This window comes from Stenotrophomonas genospecies 5 (genome assembly GCF_054473825.1).
The window spans coordinates 184,855-210,471 of record NZ_JBTMUW010000003.1 but is presented as its reverse complement, the minus strand read 5'-3'; the positions used below and the strand labels follow the sequence as shown (position 1 = coordinate 210,471).

Sequence of the window (25,617 nt, the reverse complement as noted above, 5' to 3'; positions counted from 1 at the left end):
GGCGGCACCGCGAACGAACCCCAGAGTTTAAACCACCGCCCCATGTTGAAGCTCGACCGCTACCTGCTGGGCGATTTCGTCCAGAGTTTCCTGGCCACCCTGATCGTCCTGCTGGTGGTCAGCGTGGGCGGCGTGCTGGTGGACATCCTCGGCAACATCGCCGACGGGCGCCTGCCGGCCAGGCTGCTGTTCTCGCAGCTGGCGCTGCAGTTCATCGTCTACATGCCGCTGATCCTGCCGCTGGCGTTGATGCTGGGCCTGCTGCTGGCGATCGCCCGCCTCTACCGCGACTCGGAAATGGCGGTGATCACCGCCATCGGCGTGGGCCCCAGGCGCCTGCTGCGGCCGCTGCTGATGCTGGTGGTGCCGGTGGTGGCGGTGGTGGGCGCCTGTTCGCTGTGGCTGGGGCCGTGGGCCTCACGCACCGCCGAGCAGATGATCCAGGACGCCAACCGCAGCGTACTGATGGCCGGCCTGGAACCCGGGCGCTTCACCCCGCTGCCCAACGGCGGCGTGGTCTACCTGTCCTCGATTTCGCCCGATGGCACCCAACTGGGCAAGGTGTTCCTGCAGCGTGCCAAGGACGACCGGCTGGAAGTGGTCTCTGCCGCCAGCGGCCGCATGTACTTCGAGGGCGAGCGGCAGCGCTTCCTGGAACTGGACAAGGGCCACCAGGTCGAGGGTCCGCTGGCCGGTGCGCTGGATTACCGGCTGGCCACCTTCGCCCGCAACGATGTGGCCCTGCCTGACGGTGCGCAGACCCGCAAGGATGACGATCCGGAACTGATGTCGACCCTGCAGCTGCTGGGCGACGGCCGCACCCAGGCCCAGGCCGAACTGCATCGCCGGCTGGCCCCGCCGCTGATCGCCCTGGCGTTCGCCCTGCTGACCGTGCCGCTGGGGCGCAGCTCGCCGCGCCAGCAGCGCTACGGGCGCATGATGCTGGCCCTGCTGGCCTACATGGTCGGCACCAACCTGACGTTCATCGGCGCCGGCTGGATCGCCAGTGGCAAGCTGCCGGCGATGCTGGGCCTGTGGTGGCTGACCCTGCCACTGCTGGCGTTCGCGGTCTGGATGTATGCGCGTGATGGACGCATGAGCCTGCCCAAGGGGGCCCGCGCATGATGCTGCGACCGATGCGGTTCGATTTCTACCTCGGGCGCGCGGTGTTCGGCACCGTGCTGTTGACCTGGGCGGTGCTGACCGGCCTGGACGTGGTGATGGCCTTCTCCGGCGAGTTCAAGGACATCGGAAAGAACGGCTACACCCTGGGACACGCCGCGGCGTGGGTGCTGTATACGGTGCCACGCCGCGCCTACACCTTCTTCCCGACCGCAGCGGTGATCGGCGCGCTGATGGGGCTGGGCCAGCTGGCGGCGACCTCCGAACTGACCGCGCTGCGTGCGCTGGGCCTGTCCCGCAAACGCCTGAGCGTGTCGGTGGCGATTGCCCTGTCGCTGCTGACCGCAGTGATGGTGTTCAGCGCCGAGACGCTGGGCCCGTGGGGGCAGAACCGTGCCGATTCGCTGAAGATGAGTGCCAAATGGGGCCAGGACATGGCCGTGGCCCGTTATTCCGGCATGTGGGCACGCGAAGGCGATACCTTCCTCAACGCGCAGAGCGGTGAGGAACAGCTGGTCGGCAACACGGGAACGCGATTGATCCTGCGTGACGTCCGCCTGTACCGGATCGCCGAAGACGGGCGGATCGCATCCCTGACCCACGCCGCCACTGCCGAACATGACAAGGACGGCTGGGTATTGACCGGCGTGCGCCGCGATACCTTCGGCGAGCGCTCGGCAACGCGCGAGGAAGTGGCGCGCGAGCCCTGGAATTCCAAGCTGGACGCGGCGGCACTGGCGACCGGTATCGCCAAGCCGCGCAACCTGAGCGTGTCCGAACTGAGCACGAGCATCGCCTATCGCGAGCGCAACGGCCTGGATGCGCGTGACTTCGAGGATGTGTACTGGAGCCGCTGGTTCTATCCGGTGAACGTACTGGCGCTGTGCCTGGCCGCCGTGCCGTTCGCGTTTGGTTCGCTGCGCAGTGGTGGCATGGGCAAGCGCCTGTTCCTCGGCATCCTGTTCGCGTTGGGCTTCTGGCTGCTGCAGCTGTTCTTCGGGCGCATGGCCGGCGCACTGAAGTTTGATTACCGCATCGCCTACGCGCTGCCGCCGATCGTGATGCTGGTGGTGTCAGGCCTGCTGTTCCGGCGGAAATCGGGCTGATTCCGGCAACGCCGGGCCATGCCCGGCGCCAGCAGGACACTTCAGCGCTTGGGCATCCGCACCAGACGCGTGCCACTGGCACGGTCGTGCCACGCCAAGCGTTGGCGATCCAGCAGGGCCCACCAGAAGCCCAGCCCACCCAGCAGCAACGACAGCGTTGCCACGGCGAACCGCAGCCACAGCTGCGCGCGCCGCAGCGCGGTGCCGTCGGCCGACACCAGTTTCAGGCGCCACGGCCGCATGCCAAGGGTCTGCCCACCCCGGCGCCAGCTGGCGGTTGCATAGGCCCCGGTTATGACCCAGCACACCGCCCACAACAGCCATTGCCAGGCACTGAAGGGCGCGATGTTCTCGCGCTGTGCATGGCCACTGAAGGTATAGGCCAGGGTGAACGCCGTGCCGGCCAGCATCCACAGCGCGAGCACGGGCAGCGCGTCGTAGACCATCGCCAGCACGCGCCACGGCAGCAGCGCACGGGGGCGCTGCGCCTCGGGCGTGGCAGTGGAAGACACGTCGGTGGCTGGGCTGGACATGCGCCGAGCATACGCAAAGCTGGCCGCGTCCGCAGTCACCCTCGTATCCTCCACGCATGGCCGTCATTTCCACCCCCGCCGAGCGCCGTCAGCTGGTCCAGCAACTGCCTGCACTGCGTGCCGACGACAGCATGCGCATCCAGCGCTTCCTTGATGCCATCTGGGCGGAGAACGGTCTGGCCAGGGCCACCCTGGACAGCTACCGTCGCGATCTGGAAGGGTTGGCACGCTGGCTGGACGGCCGCGAAGGGGGCCTGGCCGGCGTCGAACGCGCCGGGTTGTTCGACTACCTGGCCTGGCGCACGCGCCATGGCTGGTCGCCACGCAGCAATGCGCGCCTGCTGTCGGCGCTGCGTGCGTTCTTCGCCGATGGCGTGCGTCGCGGCGAGCGCAGCGAGGACCCCGGCGCTCTGCTGGATCCGCCGAAGCTGCCACGCCTGCTGCCCAAGGCGCTGGCCGAAAGCCAGATCGATGCGTTGCTGGCCGCGCCGGATGTCGGCAGTCCGCTGGGGCTGCGTGATCGGGCCATGCTGGAGCTCATGTACGCCGCGGGCCTGCGCGTGAGCGAACTGGTACTGCTGCCGGCAACGGCGGTGAACCTGCGGCAGGGCGTGCTGCGGGTGACCGGCAAGGGCAGCAAGGAGCGGCTGGTGCCGCTGGGCGAGGAGTCACAGCACTGGCTGGAGCGTTACCTGCAGCATTCGCGGCCGCAGCTGGTGGGAAAGGGCAGGGTGCAGGCACTCGCCGATGGGCAGACGCCGCTGTTCATCGAGCCCCGGCTGCACGCGCTCACGCGGCAGGCGTTCTGGCATCTGGTCAAGCGCCACGCGCAGGTCGCCGGCATCGATCCGGCCCGCATCAGCCCGCACGGCCTGCGGCACAGCTTCGCCACCCATCTGCTCAACCGTGGCGCGGACCTGCGCGCGCTGCAGATGCTGCTTGGCCACAGCTCGCTGTCGACCACCCAGATCTACACGCTGGTGGCGCGTGAACACCTGCAGAAGCTGCACGCCCGCCACCATCCCCGTGGTTGAGCGACCTGGATGAACCCCGTCCGGCTTCCGTCAGCGGGCCACGGCGCCGCCCCGGGCGGCTGTGTCAGAATCGGTGGTCCTCTTCTGCTGCGGAATGCTCCATGCTCCGATTCGCCATCGCCGCCGTGTTCGGCGCGCTCAGCCTGACGGCCTGCGCCCAGCCGGCTCCGCCGGCCCCTGCGGCCAAGGCGTCTGCCGCCGCCTCCACCCGGGCCACCCCGGCTGCCAATGGTCCGGCAGAGCAGGCAGTGCGCGCCGCGCTGACCGCGCTCAACCCCGGTTTCGAAGTGGATTACATCGGCGCCGCGCCCTTCCCCGGTTTCCGCGAGGTGGTGGTCTCCGGTCAGCTGCTGTATGTCTCCGACGACGGCCGCTACCTGTTCCAGTCGCAGCCTTATGACACTCGGGCCAAGGGGCCGGCCAACAGCGAGGGCCTGCTCGGTTACCGTCGCGCGCTGCTGGCCAAGGCCAACCACGGCGACCGCATCGTGTTCGCCGCGCCCAACGCCAAGTACACGGTCAGCGTGTTCACCGACATCGAGTGCGGCTATTGCCGCAAGCTGCACCAGGACATCGCCGAACTCAACCGCAACGGCATCAGCGTCGAGTACCTGGCCTTCCCGCGCATGGGACTGGGCAGCAAGGATTACACCGACATGATTTCGGTCTGGTGCGCAGCCGATCGCCGCCAGGCGCTGACCAATGCCAAGCGTGGCGGAACCGTGCCGGCGAAGAACTGCACCAATCCGGTGGCGATGCAGTACGCGCTCGGACAGCAGCTGGGGGTGAACGGTACCCCGGCGATCTTCGCGCCCGATGGCACCCAGCTGGGCGGCTACCTGCCGCCGGCGCAGCTGCGTGCGGCGCTGGAGAAACTGTCGGCCCAGCGCTGACCGGGATATCGCCGGGCAGGGCCCGGCGCTACCCGCCCGACCACGGTAGCGCCGGGCCATGCCCGGCGGATGCCTTATCCGATCAAGGCCGGGGGCGCACGGCGCCCCCGGCCTTTTCCTTACTTCAGACCATCGCTGACGGCCTTGGTCAGCGTGCCCTGCGCATCGTCACCACTGAATTCCCAGACGAACGCGCCGCCCAGGCCCTGGGTCTTCACGTAGCCCATCTTGCGGGTGATGTTGGCCGGAGTGTCGAAACTCCACAGCGTGCTGCCGTTGTAGATCCAGGTGGCGCCGGCGGTGTTGTCGGTGTAGCCCGGCCAGGCCAGGTTCTTCAGTACCTTCCAGTCTTCGATGCCGGCCTCATAGGTGCCCGGTGCGGCGCCTGAGGCGGTCTGGTACAGGCCATTGTTGGCATTGGCCACGCCCGTCCAGCCACGTCCGTAGTAGCCGATGCCCAGGTTGAGCTTGGCGGCCGGCACACCCCGGCTGATGAAGGCCTCGATGGCGTCGTTGCTGTTGTACAGCTTCTGGTCGCCGGTGGACGGATCATTCGGCGAATCGAACAGTGCCGACTGGTGATTGGTCCTTGCATCCCACGCACCATGGAAGTCGTAGGTCATCACGTTGATGTAGTCCAGGTACGGGTGATAGGCCGCCGGGTCGGTGACGCGGATCTTGTCGATGCCGGCACCCACCGCCACGGTCAGCAGAAGGCCCGGACGCACCGCATCGAGCTGGCGGCGGAACTCGGCCATGAGTGCGGTGAAGTTGGCGTTGTCCTCGGGCTTGCCGCACTCGATGCCGCAGGCCACGGGGTATTCCCAGTCGATGTCGATGCCGTCGAATACGCCCAGCGCTGCGCCCGTGCCGCCGGCGCCGTCGGTCACCGGCAGGTTGCCCTTGATGTAGGCGTCGATGCAGGAGGCGACGAAGGCCTGGCGGTTCTCCGGACGGGCCGCGCTGGAGAATCCACGCGACCAGGTCCAGCCGCCCAGCGAGATCAGCACCTTCAGACCCGGATGCTTGGCCTTGAGCTGCTTGAGCTGGTTCCAGTTGCCGCGCAGCGGCTGGTCCCAGGTATCGGCGCTGCCACTGACGCTCTCGGCGGCGCTGAAGGCCTTGGTGTAATCGGCGAACGCATCGCCACCGGCGCCGCTGTTCGGATCCGACGGCTGGGTCACGCCCACTTCGCAGCGGTTGTTGCGCACGTTGCCGAAGGCGTAGTTGATGTGGGTCAGCCGCGCGGCGGAACCGCTGCTGTCGATGTTCTTCACCCGGTAGTTGCGGCCATAGATGCCCCACTGGGTGAAGTAGCCGATGACCCGCTTGCCGGTGCCGCCACCGTCGCCGGCCAGGGTGGTGGCGCTGATTTCCGTGCCCTGGGCGGACGCATTGCCGGCGTTGTCGCGGGCACGCACGCGGTAGCGGTAGGTGGTGGATGCGGTCAGGCCGCCATCGACGTAGCTGGTGCTGGACGGAGAACCGACCAGGCTGCCGTTGCGGTACACATCGTAACCGGCCACGCCGCTGCCACCGGTGTTGTCGGTGGACGGACTCCAGCTCAGCGCGATGCTGCTGGCGGTACGGGTGCCCACCGCCAGTCCGCCGGGCACGCTGGGTGCGGTGGTATCGCCGCTGGCGGCGTTGACGGTGATGGTGATGGTCGGGGTGCTGGTGGTGGCGTTGTTGTTGTCGGTGGCCACCGCGCGCAGGGTGTGGCTGCCGGCGTTGGCATTGGCCCAGCTGGCGCTGTAGGGAGCACTGGTATCCACGCCGATCGAGCTGCCGTCGCGGAAGAATTCCACCTTGCTGACGCTGCCGTCCGGGTCGCTGGCGTTGGCGGTGACGTTGATGGTGCTGCCGGCGCTGAAGGTAGCGCCATTGGCCGGTGAGGTCAGGCTGACCACGGGAGGCTGGTTGACGCCGCCGCCATCGCAGGCACCGAGGTTGGTGTAGTAGGGCGCACCGGCCGGATGGTCTGGCGGGGCATTCCAGATGTCCTGGTTTGCCCGGTACAGCACGCCGCCCTTCTGCAGGGTGTCGCCGGCGCGATAGATCTTGGCCTGGTCCCATTCGGCCACGCCGGCACAGCTGGCGGCCTGGGCCAGGCCCGGCAGGCTGGCGGCACCGGCGGCCAGGGCAAGCAGCCAGGCCAGGCGGCGGGGACGACAGCTTCGGGTGGAACGTTCGGCACTGCGCACAATCGGGTCGTACATGGTGTGTCTCCGATCAAAGGGCGCGCGGGCCCCGATGGCGCCGCGCGTGACGCAGGTCCGGGCGGCGCCGGGGAAGGCGACGGGAGGGGCCGGACGGAGGCACCTGGGAGGCCGGGGAGAGAGTCCGGCGCCAGGTGGGGACAACGTTGTCATCAATTGCGTGGTCAATCCGTGAGCAAGCGCATGGTTCCGGGATTCGGGCGGAACGCGCTGGCGCGCAGTTGGCGGCCAACGGCGGAGCCCCTTCGTGGCTGGGGGGTTGGTCGCTTACAGCGGATTTGTGGGGGTTGGCCGGGTGGGTGGGCTGCGCAGGGGACGCCGTGAATACGTCCCTGTAGGCTCGGGCGCGCCATCCATGGCGCTTACGCCCCTGCGCAGCCCACCCACCCGGCCACGGACAGGTTCCTGCGGCTGCCAGCCACGAAAGACAGAACAAAATCAAAAGCAAGAGCCGGTCGCTTCGCTCTTCATTCGGCCGGCACTGCCGCGGAGCATCCGCGCATGGCGTGGACCGAATACAGATCGCGGAAATCCGTCGAAGGCGGGGTGGGTCCGGTGGCGGGGGTGTCCGCGGCATGGATGCCGCGGCCAAGCCCCCAGGGATGGGTTCACGGCGTCCCCCGCCACCGGACCCACCCCGCCAACCTGCAGGAAACCGGCTTTTGACGTTGCTGTTGCTTCGGCCGTTGCTTCGGCGGGTGCCGGGCGCAGCCCGGCCCAAGCCCATCCCCCGCTTCCGGTACAATATCGGGCCCGTTTCCCAACTACGGTTCCCCGGACATGATGGTCCTCGAGGGCGCGCCCGCCCTGTCGCCGTTCCGCCGCGAACGTCTTGAATCCCGCCTGCAGTCCATCGCTCCCTCCCTGCGCATCAGTGGTGCCTGGCACGTCTACTTCGTGCAGCCGGAAGGCTCGGCCGTGCCCGATCAGGCCACCCTGTGCCGCATCCTGGAAGCACAGCCGCAGGCCGGGACGGTCGCCGAAGGGGCCGTCAGCCGCATCGTGGTGCCGCGTCTGGGAACGTTGTCGCCCTGGTCGAGCAAGGCCACCGAACTGGTCCGCGGGGCCGGTCAGCCGGTCAGCCGGGTCGAGCGCGGCCTGCGTATCGACGTGCTGGGCTGGCCGGACGATGCCGCCACCCAGCAGTCGCTGGTGAAGGCGCTGCACGACCCGATGACGCAGTCGGTGCTGGACCACGTCGAGCAGGGCCAGGCCCTGTTCTCGGCGCCGGCCCGCGGCGAACTGGAGCGCGTTCCGGTGGCGCAGCTGGAAGCCGCCAACCAGCGCCTTGGCCTGGCCATGGCCCAGGACGAGATCGACTACCTGCGCGAGCGCTTCACCGCACTGGGGCGCTCCCCGTCTGACGTGGAACTGATGATGTTCGCGCAGGCCAATTCCGAACACTGCCGGCACAAGATCTTCAACGCCAGCTGGACCATCGACGGGCAGGCGCAGGAACGCTCGCTGTTCCGCATGATCAAGAACACCCACCAGCAGACGCCGCAGCACACCCTGAGCGCGTACAGCGACAACGCTGCGGTGATCGAAGGCCATCCGGCGTCGCGTTACCGTCCGGATCCGGCCAGTGGCGAGTACCGCCGCGAGCCGCAGGTGCCCAGCGCCTTCCAGATCAAGGTCGAAACCCACAATCACCCGACCGCGATCGCGCCGTTCCCGGGGGCGTCCACCGGTGCCGGTGGCGAAATCCGCGACGAAGGCGCAACCGGCCGCGGCGGCAAGCCGAAGGCCGGCCTGACCGGCTTCTCGGTCTCGCACCTGCGCATCCCCGAGCTGCCGCAGCCGTGGGAAGCGCCGCGCGCGCTGAACCCGCGCATGGCCCCGGCGCTGGAGATCATGACCGACGGCCCGCTCGGCGGCGCTGCGTTCAACAATGAGTTCGGCCGCCCGAATCTGCTCGGTTACTTCCGCAGCTTCGAGCTGCCTGAAGGCGCTGACCTGGTCCGTGCGTACGACAAGCCGATCATGCTGGCCGGCGGCCTCGGTGCGATCGACCGTATCCAGGTCGACAAGATCCCGCTGCAGGCCGGTGATGCGGTCATCGTGCTCGGCGGTCCGGCGATGCTGATCGGCCTGGGTGGCGGTGCGGCCAGCTCGGTGGCCTCCGGTGAAAGCGCCGAAGACCTGGATTTCGCCAGCGTGCAGCGCGACAACCCGGAGATGGAGCGCCGCTGCCAGGAGGTCATCGACCGCTGCGTGGCGATGGGTGCCGACAACCCGATCAAGTTCTTCCATGACGTCGGTGCCGGTGGTCTGTCCAACGCGATTCCCGAGCTGCTGCACGATTCGAACGTGGGCGGCATCATCGATCTGGGCAAGGTGCCCACCGACGATCCGTCGTTGTCGCCGATGCAGCTGTGGTGCAACGAATCGCAGGAGCGCTACGTGCTTGGCGTCGCGCAGGAGCGACTGGCCGAGTTTGCCGCGCTGTGCGCGCGCGAGCGCTGCCCGTTCGCCGCCGTGGGCGTGGCGACCGCCGAGGAGCATCTGGTGGTGGCGCACGGCGCGGTGCCGGGCCATGTTCCCGCCGACGCACCGATCGACCTGCCGATGGACGTGCTGTTCGGCAAGCCGCCGAAAATGCACCGCGACACGGCGCACCCGCCGGCACCGCGCTGGCCGGCGCTGAAGACCGGTGGCCTGGATCTGCAGGAAGCCGGCCTGCGCGTGCTGGCGCACCCGACCGTCGCCTCGAAGAACTTCCTGGTCACCATCGGTGACCGCAGCGTCGGCGGCCTGACCGCCCGCGAGCAGATGGTCGGCCCGTGGCAGCTGCCGGTGGCCGACGTAGCCATCACCCTGGCTGATTTCGATGGCGTGGCCGGTGAGGCGATGTCGATCGGCGAGCGCACGCCGCTGGCCCTGCTCGACGCCGCGGCGTCGGCGCGCATGGCCGTGGGCGAAGCGCTGACCAACCTGTGCGCGGCCCCGGTGGATGCGCTGGATGGCATCAAGCTGTCGGCGAACTGGATGGCTGCTGCCGGCCATCCGGGCGAAGACGCGCTGCTGTACGACGCAGTGAAGGCCGTGGGCATGGAACTGTGCCCGCAGCTGGACATCAGCATCCCGGTCGGCAAGGACTCGCTGTCCATGCAGGCGCAGTGGCATGACCAGGGCGAGGCACACAAGAGCGTGTCGCCGGTGTCGCTGGTGATCTCGGCGTTCGCGCCGGTTGCCGATGTGCGCCAGCAGCTGACGCCTCTGCTTGATCGCGACGTCGACAGCGAGCTGTGGCTGATCGGTCTCGGTGCCGGCAAGCAGCGCCTGGGCGGCTCGATCCTGGCGCAGGTGCACGCCGACCACAGCGAACTGCCGGCCTTCGCCGGTGCCGCGCCGGACCTGGACGACCCGCAGCGCCTGCGTGCCTTCTTCGAACTGATCCGGGATGCGCGCCAGTCCGGCCTGCTGCGTGCGTACCATGACCGCAGCGACGGCGGCGCGTTCGCCGCGCTGTGCGAAATGGCGTTCACCTCGCGCCTGGGCCTGGATATCGCCCTCGACGCGTGGGGCGATGACCCGTTCCGCAGCCTGTTCAATGAGGAACTGGGTGCGGTGGTGCAGATTGCCCGCGAAGATCGCGCCGCTTTTGCCGACCTGGTCGAGCGCCACGCCCTTACCGAATGCGCGCAGCGCATCGCCAGGCCGACCACCGCACCGGTGGTGCGCGTATCGCTGGCAGGCGAGAACCTGGCCGAGTGGCGCTGGGAGCAGCTGTTCGATGCGTGGTGGTCGGTCACCCATGCCATGCAGAAGCGTCGCGACAATCCGGCCAGCGCCGATGCCGAGCGCGATGTCGCCCGCGCGTTCAACGCACCGGGCCTGAAGCCGAAGCTGAGCTTCGACCTCAACGAGGATGTGGCGGCGCCGTTCATCAGCACCGGTGCGCGTCCGCGCGTGGCGGTACTGCGCGAACAGGGCGTCAACGGCCAGATCGAGATGGCCAATGCCTTCGAACGTGCAGGCTTCCGCGCGTTCGACGTGCACATGAGCGACCTGATCGAGGGGCGCGTGGCCCTGCAGGACTTCACCGGCCTGGTCGCCTGTGGCGGCTTCAGCTACGGCGATGTGCTGGGTGCCGGCCGTGGCTGGGCGACCTCGATCCTGGAACGCAGCGCGCTGCGCGATGCCTTTGCGGCGTTCTTCGAGCGCCAGGACAGCTTTGCCCTCGGCGTATGCAACGGTTGCCAGATGATGAGCCAGCTGAAGGACATCATCCCCGGCGCCGAACACTGGCCGCAGTTCCGCCGCAATGCCAGCGAGCAGTTCGAGGCCCGCACCGCACTGCTGGAAGTAGTGGAATCGCCGTCGATCCTGCTGCGTGGCATGGCCGGTTCCCGCCTGCAGGTGGCGGTGGCGCACGGCGAAGGCCAGGCGGTGTTCGACAACGCCGTCGACCAGGCCGCTGCGCGCGTGTCGCTGCGCTACATCGATGGCAACGGTGCCATCGCTCAGCAGTATCCGCTCAATCCGAACGGCTCACCGGATGGCATCACTGGCCTGACCAGCACGGACGGGCGCGTCACCATCATGATGCCGCATCCGGAGCGCACCCCGCGCGCACTCAATCTGAGCTGGGCGCCGGCCGAGTGGCAGGGTGATTCACCGTGGATGCGGATGTTCCGCAATGCCCGGGTGTGGTGCGGCTGATCGCGCACCGCTTCGCGCAGGCGTCGATGCCGATGCGTATGGAAAAACCCGCCGCATTGCCGGCGGGTTTTTCTTTGCGCGGATGAAACTCCTGTCGCCACCATGAGTTACATGCATTTCCATGCGCCAGACAATCGTCACGTGCAACTAACAAAATGGATTGATAAACGCGTGAAAAAGTGAACTGCTTCACGGCAATGTGATTTGCTGTGTCAAAGTCTTGACGATATGGAAAGTTGCCGTTAACACTTGAACCCCGTTTCAGAACCATTCATCCCGCAGTAACCGCTTGGCGCACGCGCTCGGTTTTCTGTCGCTGCGCGCCGTTCGGCAATACCCCGCAGTAAATCACGCGAATAAACGCCCCCAGGGGACGTTGGACCAGAAGGTCCGGCGGTGGCGTTGCTTTGCCCAAAACCAGTCCAATCAGGAGCCGTACCGATGAATCGGATTTATCGCAAGGTCTGGAACAAAGCACTGGGTCAGTTGGTCGTGGCCTCGGAACTGGCCTCGTCCGACAGTTGCGGCGGGGTCGTCGACCAACGCCGCGATGCGACACAGGCCAGGCCCTTTGTACTGGCTGCCGCACTGGCGCTGGCACTGGGATTGGGCATGACCGGCGTCGCCTCTGCACAGTCGGTGGAGATCGGCGGCAACGCCAACTGCGTGGTGCTCAACAGCTCGATCGTCGACAAGTGCCTGGTGGATGGCAGCGCCTCGGCCACCGGCACCAATGCGGTCGCCGTGGGCACCGGCAGCCGTGCAACCGGTGCCAACAGCGTGGCGCTGGGCGCCGGCTCGAAAGCAACGCGTGCCAATACCGTTGCCGTCGGTGATGCGGGCAAGGAACGGCAGGTGACCCACGTCGCCGCTGGCACCGAGGCAACCGATGCGGTGAACAAGGCGCAGCTGGATGCACAGGCGCGGGCCACGCAGGCGGCGTTGGCCGAAGCGACAGCCCAGAGCAGTCGCTACTTCAAGGCCGACGGCGCCGGTGATGACAGCGACGCGGCGAAGATCGAAGGGCAGGGCGCGATTGCGGTCGGCAGCGGCAGCCAGTCGCTGGCCAACGCCACCACGGCCGTCGGCACACAGGCCGTGGCCGCCGGTCTGGGCGCCAGTGCGTTCGGCCAGAACGCGTTGGCCATCGGTGATGCCAGCGTCGTCGTCGGCCAGAGTGCCGTTGCGCTCGGACTGGGAGATACCGCCGTCGGTGCCAGCGCTGTTGCGGCCAGCGAGAACGGCGCAGCGACCGCACTGGGCGCGTTGTCCGAGGCCAGTGCGGACGGCGCAACGGCGGTCGGTGGCGGAGCCGTGGCCATGGGCCCGGGCAGTACCGCCGTGGGTCGTGGCGCAACGGCCGCCAATGAAGCATCGATCGCGGTCGGTGCGTTCAGCACCGCCGTGGGTGAATACAGCACCGCGCTGGGTTCGAACTCGGCAGCGGTTGCCACCGGCAGTGTGGCGCTGGGCGCCGGCTCGCTGGCCGACCGGGTCGATACGGTATCGGTGGGCGCAGCCGAGTACGGTCTGACCCGGCAGATCACCAGTGTCGCGGCGGGTACCGAAGACACCGATGCGGCCAATGTCGGCCAACTCCGGGACGTCGCGGCCGTGGCCGATGCCACGGCCAAGCGTTTCCAGGCCACCGGCAGCAGCAACAGCGACGCCGGTGCGCTGGCCGCAGGCGATGACGCGCTGGCTGCCGGTGAAGCGGCCAACGCGCTCGGCGATGGCACCACCGCAGTCGGCGCCGGCGCCACCGCGGTCGCGCAGAACGCCACGGCGGTCGGCAACAACGCCCTGGCCGCCGGACAGAACAGCGCCGCGTTCGGCAACAACGCGCAGGCTGCAGGACCTGGCAGCGTCGCGGTGGGTGGCGCCGCCGTGGACGAGAACGGCAATCCGCTCATCACCAACGGCGGCGTGCCGGTGGAGACCGGTGCGACCAGTGCCGGCGTCGGCGGCACTGCGGTCGGTGCCAGCGCAGAGGCGGCTGGCTTCGCTGCGTCCGCCTATGGCGTGGGTGCCTATGCGGCCGGCGCGCAGTCCTCCGCATTCGGCGCGGTGGCCAACGCCATCGGCGACTACGCCACCGCAGTCGGCACCCAGAGCAACGCGACCGGCACCAGCAGCGTGGCCGTGGGTGGCCCGGCTGACCTGATTCCCGGCCTGGGCTTCTTCGTGCAGACCCAGGCCAGCGGCGAAGCCGCCACCGCTGTGGGTGCCGGCGCGATCGCCAGCGGTGACCGGACCGTGGCCAACGGCAGCCTGACCGAAGCCTCCGGCGCCGAAGCCACGGCCATCGGCTACTTCGCCTACGCACCCGGAGAAGGGGCCAGCGCGCTGGGCGCGCAGACCTGGGCCAGCGGCGCGCAGAGCACGGCGGTCGGCTACTACGCCACGGCGCGCGGCGCCAACAGTGTCGCCCTGGGCGCGAACTCTGAAGCCATCCGTGACAACAGCGTCGCCGTGGGCAGTGCCGGCAACGAGCGGCAGATCACCGGCGTCGCTGCCGGCAGTGAAGCCACCGATGCAGTGAACAAGGCGCAGCTGGACGCCGTGGCCAGCACCGCGGATACCACCGCCCATTACTTCCAGGCCCAGCCGGAAGCCGGCAGCGATGCCGGTGCGTTTGCCGAGGGAGAGGGTGCGGTGGCCGCCGGTTCGTCCAGCAACGCGATCGGCGCCGGTGCCGTCGCCCAGGGCGCGGGTGCTTCCGCCGTCGGCGATGACAGCGTCGCCATCGGTCGCAACAGCAGTGCCAGTGGCAACGGCGGGGTCGCCATCGGTGGACTGGGCCAGGCCTACGACCAGTACAACCAGCCGATCATCGGCGATGACGGTCAACCAGAACGTGTCGGCACCACCGCCGGCGCCGATGCCACCGCCGTCGGCAATGGTGCGCAGGCAACGGGTGCGTCGGGCAATGCGTTCGGCAGCGCGGCCAAAGCCACCGGCGACAACAGCGTGGCTGCCGGTGGCAAGTCGCGTGCGACCGGAAGCTACGCGGTCGCCGTGGGCGACAGTGCGTTCGCCAGCAGCGACGACAGCACCGCCGTCGGCGGCTACAGCTGGGCCACCGCCAGTGGCGCCAGCGCATTCGGTTCGGGCGCATGGGCCACCGCCACCAACGCATCCGCCTTCGGCAATGCAGCATGGGCCAGCGGCAGTGGCGCCACCTCCATCGGCTACAACAGCTGGGCCAACGGCACCAGCGCCACCGCCGTCGGCCGCGGTGCCTTCGGCTACGGCGACTACAGCGTGGCGTTGGGCTACCAGGCGCTGGGCAACACGGTCAACAGCATCGCCATCGGCACCAATACGGTGGCCGGCGGTGAAAGCGCGATCGCGCTGGGTGCCGGCAGCAACGCCAGCGGCAGCAACGCGGTCGCGTTGGGTGCAGGCTCGGTGGCTGATCGTGACCGCAGCGTGGCGGTTGGCGCTGCCGGCAACGAGCGCCAGGTGACCCACGTGGCCGCAGGGACGCAGGCCACCGATGCGGTGAACAAGGCACAGCTGGATGCCGTCGCGGCGGAAGCATCCACCACCGGCAAGTACTTCCAGGCCAGCGGCAGTGCCGACAGCGATGCTGGCGCTTACGTGGAAGGGGACAACGCACTGGCTGCCGGCGAGGCATCCAACGCCATCGGCGACGGCGCCATCGCCCTGGGCAGCGGCGCCAACGCACTGGCCAACAACGCGCAGGCGCTGGGCTTCAATGCCGTGGCCACCGCAGACAACGCCAGCGCGATCGGTGCCAACGCACAGGCGACCGGCGAGTACGCCACCGCGCATGGCGCGGAAAGCGAAGCCAGCGGTGAACAGAGCGCGGCCTTCGGTGCTGCCTCGATCGCCAGTGGCGCCGGCAGCACCGCCAGCGGCGTGCTGTCCGAAGCCTCCGCAGAAGAGGCGACGGCAGTGGGCTACTTCAGCACCGCCAGTGGTGAAGCGGCCACGGCGGTCGGCAGCGAGAGCGTGGCCAGCGGCACGGCCTCGGCTGCATTCGGCATCGGTGCGGAAGCCACGGGTGGCTACAGCACCGCCATCGGCGGTTTCGCCAGCGCCTCGGCGTTCAACGCCACCGCGTTCGGCAATTTCGCCAATGCCTCCGGCTCCAACAGCGTGGCGCTGGGCGGCGACTCGGAAGCCTCCGGCGACTACAGCACGGCCACCGGTCAGGGCAGCTTGGCCACCGGTACCAATAGTGTCGCTGTCGGCGGCTCGTTGTTCGGCATTCTCGCCACCGAGGCGTCCGGCAACTACTCCACGGCCGTCGGTGGTGGCGCATGGTCGCCGGGCATCAACAGCACCGCGCTCGGCAATGCGGCCGAGTCGCGCGGCGCCAACAGCGTCGCGCTGGGTGCCGATTCGATTGCAGACCGTGACAACACGGTATCGGTCGGTGGTGGTGGCAACACCCGCCAGGTGACCAACGTGGCGGCAGGTACCCAAGGCACCGATGCGGTCAACAAGGATCAGCTGGACGCCGTGGCATCGGTGGCCGAGAACACGAGCCGCTACTTCCAGGCCAGTGGCAGTGCCGACAGCGACGCCGGCGCCTACGTTGAAGGTGACAACGCGCTGGCCGCCGGCGAAGCGGCCAACGCGATCGGCAACGGTGCCAGCGCACTGGGCAGTGGTGCGACGGCGGTCGCCGCCAGTGCCACCGCCGTAGGCCTGGACAGCCTGGCCAGCGGCAGCAATGCCGCAGCGGTGGGCAGCAACGCACAGGCCACGGGTGAAAACAGTGCGGCACTGGGCAACGGTGCGGTTGCCAGCGAGATCGGCAGCACGGCGACCGGCGCGGGTGCACAGGCCACGGCGGTGTACAGCACCGCCAATGGCTCGGAGGCGCTGGCCAGCGGTGCGCAGTCGCTGGCCAGCGGCTTCCGCAGCGCGGCGTCGGCCGATGGCACCACGGCGGTCGGTGGTTACAGCGAAGCCAGTGGTCGTCTCGGTTCTGCACTGGGTTACGGCACGATCGCCAGCGGGGCAAACAGTACTGCGACGGGCGTGTTTGCCACGGCCAGCGGCGCCAGCGCGGTGGCCATGGGTGATTCCAGTGAAGCCAGCGGCGATGAAAGCGTCGCCATCGGCGGCAGCACCTTCTTCGGTCTGATCCCGGCCCGCGCCAGCGGCTACGGCGCCGCGGCGTTCGGTGCGGGTGCATGGGCCACCGACGACTACGCCACCGCCATCGGCTGGAACTCGTGGGCCGACGCGGCCGATTCCACCGCACTCGGTGCCAGCGCCACCGCCAATGCTGCGAACAGCGTGGCACTGGGTGCGGGTTCCGTTGCCGACCGCGCCAACAGCGTGGCCGTGGGCAGTGCCGGCAACGAGCGCCAGGTGACCAACGTGGCGGCAGGTACCGAAGGCACCGATGCGGTCAACAAGAACCAGCTGGACGCCGTGGCGTCGGTGGCCGAGAGCACCAGCCGCTACTTCCAGGCCAGTGGCAGTGCCGACAGCGATGCCGGCGCCTACGTGGAAGGTGACAACGCGCTGGCGGCCGGCGAAGCGGCCAACGCGATCGGCAACGGTGCCACCGCACTGGGCAGTGGCGCGACCGCGGTCGCCGCCAGTGCCACCGCGGTGGGCCTGGACAGCCTGGCCAGCGGCAGCAATGCCGCAGCGGTGGGCAGCAACGCACAGGCCACCGGTGAAAACAGTGCGGCGCTGGGTAACGGCGCGGTTGCCAGCGAGATCGGCAGCACGGCGACCGGCGCGGGGGCACAGGCCACGGCGGTGTACAGCACCGCCAACGGCTCGGAAGCGCTGGCCAGCGGTGCGCAGTCGCTGGCCAGCGGCTTCCGCAGCGCGGCGTCGGCCGATGGCACCACGGCGGTCGGTGGTTACAGCGAGGCAACGGGTCGCCTCGGCACCGCGCTCGGCTATGGCACCGCCGCGACCGGCGCCAACACCACGGCCGTCGGCTTCGGTGCGGCCGCGGCTGGTACCGGAGCCGTGGCGGTGGGCCAGTCCAGTGAAGCCAGCGGCGATGAAAGCGTCGCCATCGGCGGCAGCACCTTCTTCGGTCTGATCCCGGCCCGCGCCAGCGGCTACGGCGCCGCGGCGTTCGGTGCGGGCGCATGGGCCACCGACGACTACGCCACCGCCATCGGCTGGAACTCGTGGGCCGACGCAGCTGATTCCACCGCACTGGGCGCCAATGCCACCGCCAACGGCAGCAACAGCGTCGCCCTCGGTGCTGCATCGAAGGCAGACCGCGACAACACGGTGGCGGTTGGCAGCACGGGCAGCGAACGCCAGGTCACCCATGTCGCCGCAGGTACCGAAGGCACCGATGCGGTCAACAAGGACCAGCTGGACGCCGTGGCGTCGGTAGCTGAGAACACCAGCCGCTACTTCCAGGCCAGTGGCAGTGCCGACAGCGACGCCGGCGCCTATGTGGAAGGTGACAACGCGCTGGCCGCCGGCGAAGCGGCCAACGCGATCGGCAACGGTGCCACCGCACTGGGCAGTGGCGCGACGGCGGTCGCCGCCAATGCCGCTGCCGTGGGCTTCAACGCGGTGGCGACGGGTGAGGATGGCGTGGCCATCGGCAACAGCGCCAGCAGTACCGCTGGCGGCGCGATCGCCCTCGGTGCGCAGAGCAGCAGCGCCGGGCCGGCCAGCGTCGCCCTGGGCGCGCAGTCGGAAGCGGAGGGCATCGGTGCCGTTGCGGTAGGTGGCATCGCCCAGGCCAGCGGCCTGGCCGCTACCGCCGTCGGCTACGGGGCCACGGCCGACGGTCGCGAAGCGACTGCGGTCGGCAACTTCGCCTATGCCAATGGCTGGCAGTCCACAGCCTACGGTGCGGGTGCCACGTCCAGCTTCTTCGGCACGGCCCTGGGCAGTGGCGCGCAGGCGGCCGACGTCGCCACGGCGGTCGGCCAGGGCACCACCGCGCAGATCGCCGGTGCGGGTTTCGGCGTACAGGCACGCGCCGGTGAGTACGGTACCGCGCTCGGCAACAACGCGGCCACCGGCCTCAATGGCGTGGCGGTGGGCTTCAACGCACTGGCCGGGCAGGATGCCAACAGCGTCGGCAGCGGTCAGCACACTACCGCCATCGGCAGCGAGGCGTGGGCGACCGAGGACGGGGCCACCGTGGTCGGCTACAACAGTTACGCGCAGGCAACCAATGCCACGGTGCTGGGCAGCAACACCTGGACGACCAAGGCCGCCGACAACAGCGTCGCGCTGGGTGCCGGATCGCTGGCGGATCGTGCCAACGCGGTATCGGTCGGTGCGGCGCAGGACTGGGTTGATGCGGCGGGCGTTACCCACAGCGCGATCAACCGCCAGGTCACCAATGTCGCGGCCGGTACCCAGGCGACCGATGCGGTGAACAAGGGCCAGCTGGATGTGGTGGCGGCCACCGCCGATGCCACCGGCCGCCACTTCCGTGCGACCGGTACCGGGACCGCCAGCGCCACGGGCAGCAACGCGGTCGCCGTCGGTTCCGGTGCCAGTGCCAGCGGCAACCGCAGCAATGCGCTGGGCAGCAGTGCCAGCGCCATCGGCAATGCGGCGCTGGCCGTCGGCGCCAACGCCGGCGCGACCGGTGCGAACTCGGTGGCGCTGGGCAGTGGCGCGCGCGCGCTGGACGCCAATGTGGTGTCCGTCGGCGGTGGCAACGGTACCGATGGTCCGGCGACGCGCCGCATCGTCAACGTCGCCGACGGTCGCATCGCCGCAGGCAGCAGCGACGCGGTCACCGGTTCGCAGCTCAACGTCACCAACCAGCGCGTCGGTGCGGTGGAAACCCGGGTCGGCGATTTCGATTCGCGTATCGCGACCGTGGAAACGTCCACTGCCAATGCGGTCGGTTATGACGACGCCAGCCGCGACCGGCTGACCCTGGCCGGCATCGAGGGCACCACGATCGACAATGTCGGCGCCGGCAGCATCGCCGCAGGCAGTCGCCAGGCGATCAATGGCGGCCAGCTGTTCCAGTCGCTCAGCGATGCCGCCAGCTTCCTCGGCGGTGGCGCCAGTGTCGGCATGCAGGGTGTGTTCGTCGCGCCGAACTACGTGATCCAGGGTGCCAGCTACAGCAATGTCGGCGATGCGCTCGGCGCACTGGACCGCAAGGTCAGCGAGATCGACCAGCGCACCGGGGGGGCGAGCCGCTCCCGCACCGCCAGCCTGCGTTCGACCAGCACGCCGCTGGAGGGGGGCGCCGCCAATCTGGCCGCGCAGCCGGCCAGCGCCGATGCCGTCCCCGACGTGGCCACTGCCAGCAGCGCCCGGGTACAGGGCGCGCCGACCGCCGCCGCAGCGGGCTCGGGCATCCCGGTCGGTACACCGGCAGCGGGTTTCAACGCGGTCACCGTGGGAGAGGGCGCCGTTGCCAGCGGCGCGTCGTCCACGGCCATCGGCCAGGGGGCCAGTGCGACGGCCGCCAACGCCGTAGCGCTGGGCCAGGGCTCGGTTGCCGATCGTGCCAACACCGTCTCTGTCGGCAGCGAAGGCAACGAGCGCCAGGTCACCAATGTCGCGGCCGGCAGCGCTGCCACCGACGCGGTCAACAAGGGGCAGCTGGACCGTGGTGTCGCCACGGCCAACAGCTATACCGATGGCCAGGTGAAGGCCGTGACCGACAGCTTCGATGTGTTCAAGGGCGAAGTCGATGGCCGCCTGCGTCACATGGACCGTCGCATCGATCGCCAGGGCGCGATGAGCGCGGCGATGCTCAACATGGCCACCAGCGCCGCCGGCATCCGTACCCAGAACCGGGTCGGCGTCGGTGTCGGCTTCCAGGGCGGCGAGTCGGCTTTGTCGCTGGGTTACCAGCGCGCAATCAGCGACCGCGCCACGGTCACCTTCGGCGGTGCCTTCAGCAGCGACGACAGTTCGGTCGGCGTTGGTGCCGGCTTCGGCTGGTAAGCCACTCCATCGCGCCGGCGGCCACCCACGCCGGCGCCACACCCGCAACGAGGGCCTGGGGGGAGGTCACGGCAATCCCGGCTGGGCCGGCCGGGAGTCGTCAAGGAATGATGGCCGCAGTGTTGGTTCGATCCATGACCCAGAAGAGGAATTTCGACGTGATCAAGAAGCAGAACCTTCGCATCAACGTGCTTGCCGCCGCCGTGCTGTCGATGACCGCGGTCGGTGCCGTCCATGCCGCCGGGTTGCCGACGCAGGAACCGGCACGCCAGGCGGGCACCGCACAGCCGGGCACCGACCGCATCATCGTCAAGTACCGCGCCGGCACGGCCGCTGCGCTGGATCGTTCGGCCAAGCTGTCCACGGTGCAGTCGGCGCTGACCCGCGCCAGCCTGTCCGGCGGCACTGCGCGCGCCAGTACCCTGGGCCCGCAGGTCGTGCGCAAGCTCGGCGTCGGCGCCGATGTAATCCGCCTGCAGGGCCGTCTGGCCCCGGCTGAACTGCAGCGCGTGCTGAAGGAGCTGAAGGCTGATCCGGCGGTGCAGTACGCCGAGGCCGACGTGAAGCTGCGCCGCAGCGAACTGCGTGCGGGCGATGTGCAGCCGGCGCTGGTGCCGAACGACCAGTACTACCAGCAGTACCAGTGGCACCTGCACAACGCGACCGGCGGCATCAACGCGCCGGCAGCCTGGGATGTTTCGCAGGGCGAGGGCGTGGTGGTGGCGGTGCTCGACACCGGCATCCTGCCGCAGCACCCGGATCTGGTCGGCAACCTGCTGGAAGGCTACGACTTCATCAGCGATGCCGAGACCTCGCGCCGCCCCACCAATGAGCGGGTACCGGGTGCGCTGGACTATGGCGACTGGGTCGAGAACGACAACGAGTGCTACACCGGCTCGCTGGCCGATGACAGCTCCTGGCACGGCACGCACGTTGCCGGCACCGTGGCCGAGCAGACCAACAACGGCGTCGGCATGGCCGGTGTCGCGCACAAGGCCAAGGTGCTGCCGGTCCGCGTGCTCGGCAAGTGCGGTGGCTACCTTTCCGATATCGCCGATGCCATTACCTGGGCCTCCGGCGGCACCGTGGCCGGCATTCCGGCCAATGCCAACCCGGCCGAGATCATCAACATGAGCCTCGGTGGCAGCGGCAGCTGCGGCGGCACCTACCAGGATGCGATCAATGGCGCGATCTCGCGCGGCACCACGGTCGTGGTGGCCGCCGGCAACGAGACGGACAATGCGTCCAATTACCGCCCTGCCAGCTGCGATGGCGTGGTGACGGTGGGAGCCACCCGTATCACCGGCGGCATCACCTACTACTCCAACTACGGCACCCGCGTCGATCTTTCCGGCCCTGGTGGTGGCGGCAGCGTGGACGGCAATCCGGGTGGCTATGTCTGGCAGGCCGGTTCCGACGCGGCCACTACGCCGGACTCGGGCAGCTATACCTACATGGGCAAGGGCGGAACCTCGATGGCCTCGCCGCACGTCGCGGCGGTGGCGGCACTGGTGCAGAGCGCGTTGATCGCCGATGGCAAGGAGCCGCTGGCTCCGGCAGCCATGCGTACCCTGCTCAAGGAAACCGCACGCCCGTTCCCGGTGGCCATCCCGTCGGCGACCCCGATCGGTACCGGCATCGTCGACGCCAAGGCCGCACTGGCCAAGGCGCTGGAGGAACCGTGCACCGAGGACTGTGGCCCGGTAGCCACGCCGCTGACCAACAAGGTCGCTGTCGGCGGCCTGTCCGGTGCGACCGGCGGCAGTGCCCTGTACAGCTTCGAAGCGGTGGCGGGCAAATCGCTGAGCGTGATCACCTACGGTGGTAGTGGCAACGTGTCGGTGTACCTGGCCCAGGGCCGCGAGCCCAGCGCGAGCGACAACGACGCCAAGTCCACGCGTGCGGGCAACGCCGAAACCGTGCGCGTCAACAAGCCGGTGGCCGGCACGTACTACGTCAAGGTGGTGGGTGAAGCCGCCTACAGCGGGGTGACCATCCTCGCCACGCAGTAATGCCATCACACTGTCGTAGATGAACTGGCGACGCCCGTCACCCCGTGGTGGCGGGCGTTGTCATTTTTCGAAAGGCGGCGCGATGGCGGCGGAAACCACGGCTTAACTGCTAAAGTCGGGCCGATCGACAGGAGAGTCACGTGAACGCGCTCGCTGCAACCACTGCCGACGACGCCGAGAGCCGCATCCTGGATGCGCTGCTGGCGCGTGGGCGGCTCAAGGAAGGAGACCTGGCCCGGGCGCGGCCGCTGCATGCCGAGGCCGGCGGCAGCCTGCTCGGCCTGCTGGTGCGCCTGGGACTGGTGTCCGAGCGGGACCAGGCGCAGGCCAGCGCGGATGTGCTGGGCCTGCCACTGCTGGAAGGCAAGCAGGTGCCCGAGACGCCGCCGCAGTCCCTCGCCGAAGGCCTGCCGCTGTCGCTGCGCTTCCTCAAGCAGTTCCACGTCTGCCCGCTGGCGCTGGATGAACACGGCGTACGGCTGTGGTTGGCCGATGCCCACGATGTCTACCCGCAGCAGGCCGTGCAGCTGGCCCTGGGCGTGCCGGTCACGCCGGTGCTGGGCATGCGGGCGGAGATCGACGATCTGGTCGAGCGCTGGTTCGGCCAGGGCCGCAGCGCCATGGGGGCGATCGTGGAAACCGCCGATGGTGAAGGCGGCGCGGTGGACGACATCGAGCATCTGCGTGACCTGGCCTCGGAAGCGCCGGTAATCCGCCTGGTCAACCTGGTGATCCAGCGCGCGGTGGAACTGCGTGCCTCGGACATCCATGTCGAACCCTTCGAAAGCCGTTTGAAAGTCCGTTACCGCGTCGATGGCGTGCTGGTGGAGGGCGAGAGCCCACCCGCCAACCTGACCGCCGCGGTCATCAGCCGCATCAAGATCATGGCCCGGCTCAACATCGCCGAGCGCCGCCTGCCGCAGGACGGCCGCATCATGCTGCGCGTGCAGGGCAAGGAGCTGGACCTTCGCGTCAGCACGGTGCCGACCGCACACGGCGAGAGCGTGGTGATGCGCCTGCTTGACCGCGAAACCGTGGTGTTCGATTTCCATCGGCTTGGCTTCACCGATGCATTCCTGCCGCAGTTCCGCAAGGTCCTGGAGCAGCCGCACGGCATCCTGCTGGTGACCGGCCCGACCGGTTCGGGCAAGACCACGACGCTGTACACCGCGTTGAGCCAGCTCAATACCGCCGACGTCAAGATCATCACGGTCGAAGACCCGGTCGAGTACCAGATCGAAGGCATCAACCAGATCCAGGCCAAGCCGCAGATCGGCCTGGACTTCGCCAATGCGCTGCGCAGCATCGTGCGCCAGGATCCGGACATCATCATGATCGGCGAAATGCGCGATCTGGAGACCGCGCGCATCGCGATCCAGTCGGCGCTGACCGGCCATCTGGTGCTGTCCACCCTGCACACCAACAATGCCGCCGGTGGCATCACCCGGCTGCTCGACATGGGTGTGGAAGACTATCTGCTGACCTCCACCATCAACGGCATCCTCGCGCAGCGTCTGGTGCGCCGTCTGGAGCCGACCCACGCCGAGCGCTACCCGGCGTCGCCGGAAGAGATCGATCGTTTCGAGCTGCGCCGCCTGCAGCCGGAGGGGGCGATTCACCTGTACCGGCCGCGCCCCTCGGCACTGGCACCGACCGGCTACCTGGGCCGCACCACCATCATGGAATTCCTGGTGATGAACGACGCGCTGCGGCGCGCGGTGATGCGCCGCGATGGCATGGGCGAGCTGGAGCGCATCGCGCGCGAAGGCGGCATGCGCACCATGTACGAGGATGGCCTGGCCAAGGCCCTTGCCGGGCAGACGACCATCGAGGAAGTCCTGCGTGTGACGGAGGAGAGCTGATGCGCGCCGGAGCCCGGGGCTGACATGCCGAACTACCGCTACAAGGCCCTCAATCCGCATGGCGAGATCTTCGACGGGCAGATGGAAGCGGCCAGCGAGGCCGACCTGATCGCGCGCCTGCAGGACCAGGGGCATCTGCCGATGGAAACCCAACTGGCCGATGCGGGGTCCATCGGCGGGGGCAGCTGGCGCAATCTGTTCCACCAGCGCCCGCTGCAGGGCCCGGCGCTGCTGCAGTTCACCCAGCAGCTGGCGACCCTGCTCGGTGCCGGCCAACCGCTGGATCGCGCGCTGTCGATCCTGCTGGGCCTGCCCGAGGACGAGCGCTCGCGTCGTGCGATCACCGACATCCGCGACGTGGTGCGCGGTGGTGCGCCGCTGTCGACCGCGCTGGAGCGCCAGCATGGCCTGTTCTCGCGCCTGTACGTGAACATGGTGCGTGCCGGCGAGGCCGGCGGCAGCCTGCATGAGACCCTGCAGCGGCTGGCCGATTACCTTGAGCGCGCGCGTGCGCTGCAGGGCAAGGTGATCAATGCGCTGGTCTACCCGGCCATCCTGCTGGTGGTGGTGGGCGGCGCGCTGCTGTTCCTGCTGGGTTACGTCGTGCCGCAGTTCGCGCAGATGTACGAGAGCCTGGACGTGGCGCTGCCGTGGTTCACCAATGCCGTGCTGCAGCTGGGCCTGTTCGTGCGCGACTGGTGGATCCTGCTGCTGGTGGTACCGGGCGTGCTGGCCCTGCTGTTCGAGCGCAAGCTGCGGCAGCCGGCCTTCCGCCTGGCGCTCGACGGCTGGCTGCTGCAACGGCGTAGCATCGGCCGCCTGCTCGGCGAGCTGGAAACCGCACGGCTGGCGCGCACGCTGGGGACGCTGTTGCGTAACGGTGTGCCGCTGCTGGGTGCGCTGGGCATCGCCCGCAACGTACTGGGCAATCGCGCGCTGGCAGCCGACGTGGATACGGCCGCCGACGAGGTCAAGAACGGTGCGGGCCTGTCGCTGGCACTGTCGCGCGGCAAGCGCTTTCCGCGGCTTGCCCTGCAGATGATCCAGGTCGGCGAGGAATCCGGCGCGCTGGATACCATGCTGCTGAAGGCCGCGGATACCTTCGAGCAGGACAGCGCCCGGCGCATCGATCGCCTGCTGGCGGCGATGGTCCCGGCGATCACCCTTGTGCTGGCTTCGGTGGTCGGTGCGGTCATCGTCGCCGTGCTGGTCCCGCTGTACGACCTGACCAATGCCATCGGTTGACGATGGACTCTTCCGCACTTCGACCCAA

The 25,617-nt window shown here is 68.9% G+C and carries 11 protein-coding genes; 9 read left to right on the top strand and 2 right to left on the bottom strand.

What is annotated here, in order from left to right:
* The first annotated feature begins 42 nt into the window (after positions 1-42).
* Positions 43-1,125, top strand: a complete 1,083-nt coding sequence (lptF, locus tag ACX9OW_RS17965) for an LPS export ABC transporter permease LptF (RefSeq protein WP_053516945.1) — start codon at positions 43-45, stop codon at positions 1,123-1,125.
* Positions 1,122-2,228, top strand: a complete 1,107-nt coding sequence (lptG, locus tag ACX9OW_RS17960; RefSeq protein ID WP_053516943.1) for an LPS export ABC transporter permease LptG — start codon at positions 1,122-1,124, stop codon at positions 2,226-2,228. Before lptF ends, lptG begins: the two co-directional genes overlap by 4 nt.
* Before the next feature lie 41 nt (positions 2,229-2,269).
* Here lptG and ACX9OW_RS17955 read toward each other — a convergent pair whose 3' ends face one another.
* On the bottom strand, positions 2,270-2,761 hold the full coding sequence (locus ACX9OW_RS17955) for an RDD family protein (protein WP_263177261.1): 492 nt from the start codon (positions 2,759-2,761) through the stop codon (positions 2,270-2,272).
* Positions 2,762-2,817: 56 nt separating this feature from the next.
* Here ACX9OW_RS17955 and xerD point away from each other — a divergent pair, with 56 nt between their 5' ends.
* Complete coding sequence (gene xerD / locus ACX9OW_RS17950) at positions 2,818-3,795, top strand: site-specific tyrosine recombinase XerD (RefSeq protein WP_053516940.1); 978 nt, start codon at positions 2,818-2,820, stop codon at positions 3,793-3,795.
* 101 nt (positions 3,796-3,896) lie between these two features.
* Positions 3,897-4,688, top strand: a complete 792-nt coding sequence (locus ACX9OW_RS17945; protein ID WP_128987984.1) for a DsbC family protein — start codon at positions 3,897-3,899, stop codon at positions 4,686-4,688.
* Positions 4,689-4,807: 119 nt separating this feature from the next.
* Here ACX9OW_RS17945 and ACX9OW_RS17940 read toward each other — a convergent pair whose 3' ends face one another.
* The gene (locus ACX9OW_RS17940; protein WP_262101504.1) at positions 4,808-6,907 is read right to left on the bottom strand and encodes a glycosyl hydrolase family 18 protein; all 2,100 of its coding nucleotides are present in this window, start codon (positions 6,905-6,907) and stop codon (positions 4,808-4,810) included.
* Positions 6,908-7,687: 780 nt separating this feature from the next.
* Between ACX9OW_RS17940 and purL the strand changes: the two genes are divergently transcribed.
* From purL to xpsF, 5 genes are all read left to right on the top strand, one after another.
* Entirely contained in the window at positions 7,688-11,572 is a 3,885-nt protein-coding gene (purL, locus tag ACX9OW_RS17935) for a phosphoribosylformylglycinamidine synthase (RefSeq protein WP_459062641.1), read from the top strand.
* 441 nt (positions 11,573-12,013) lie between these two features.
* Entirely contained in the window at positions 12,014-20,470 is an 8,457-nt protein-coding gene (locus ACX9OW_RS17930) for an ESPR-type extended signal peptide-containing protein (RefSeq protein ID WP_459062640.1), read from the top strand.
* 158 nt (positions 20,471-20,628) lie between these two features.
* Positions 20,629-22,482, top strand: a complete 1,854-nt coding sequence (locus ACX9OW_RS17925; protein WP_277381772.1) for a S8 family peptidase — start codon at positions 20,629-20,631, stop codon at positions 22,480-22,482.
* A 140-nt stretch (positions 22,483-22,622) separates the two neighbouring features.
* Positions 22,623-24,344 (top strand): type II secretion system ATPase GspE, encoded by a 1,722-nt coding sequence (gspE, locus tag ACX9OW_RS17920; RefSeq protein WP_111186337.1) that lies wholly within the window; start codon positions 22,623-22,625, stop codon positions 24,342-24,344.
* A 24-nt stretch (positions 24,345-24,368) separates the two neighbouring features.
* Positions 24,369-25,589, top strand: a complete 1,221-nt coding sequence (gene xpsF / locus ACX9OW_RS17915; protein ID WP_065175845.1) for a type II secretion system protein XpsF — start codon at positions 24,369-24,371, stop codon at positions 25,587-25,589.
* Positions 25,590-25,617: the final 28 nt, after the last annotated feature.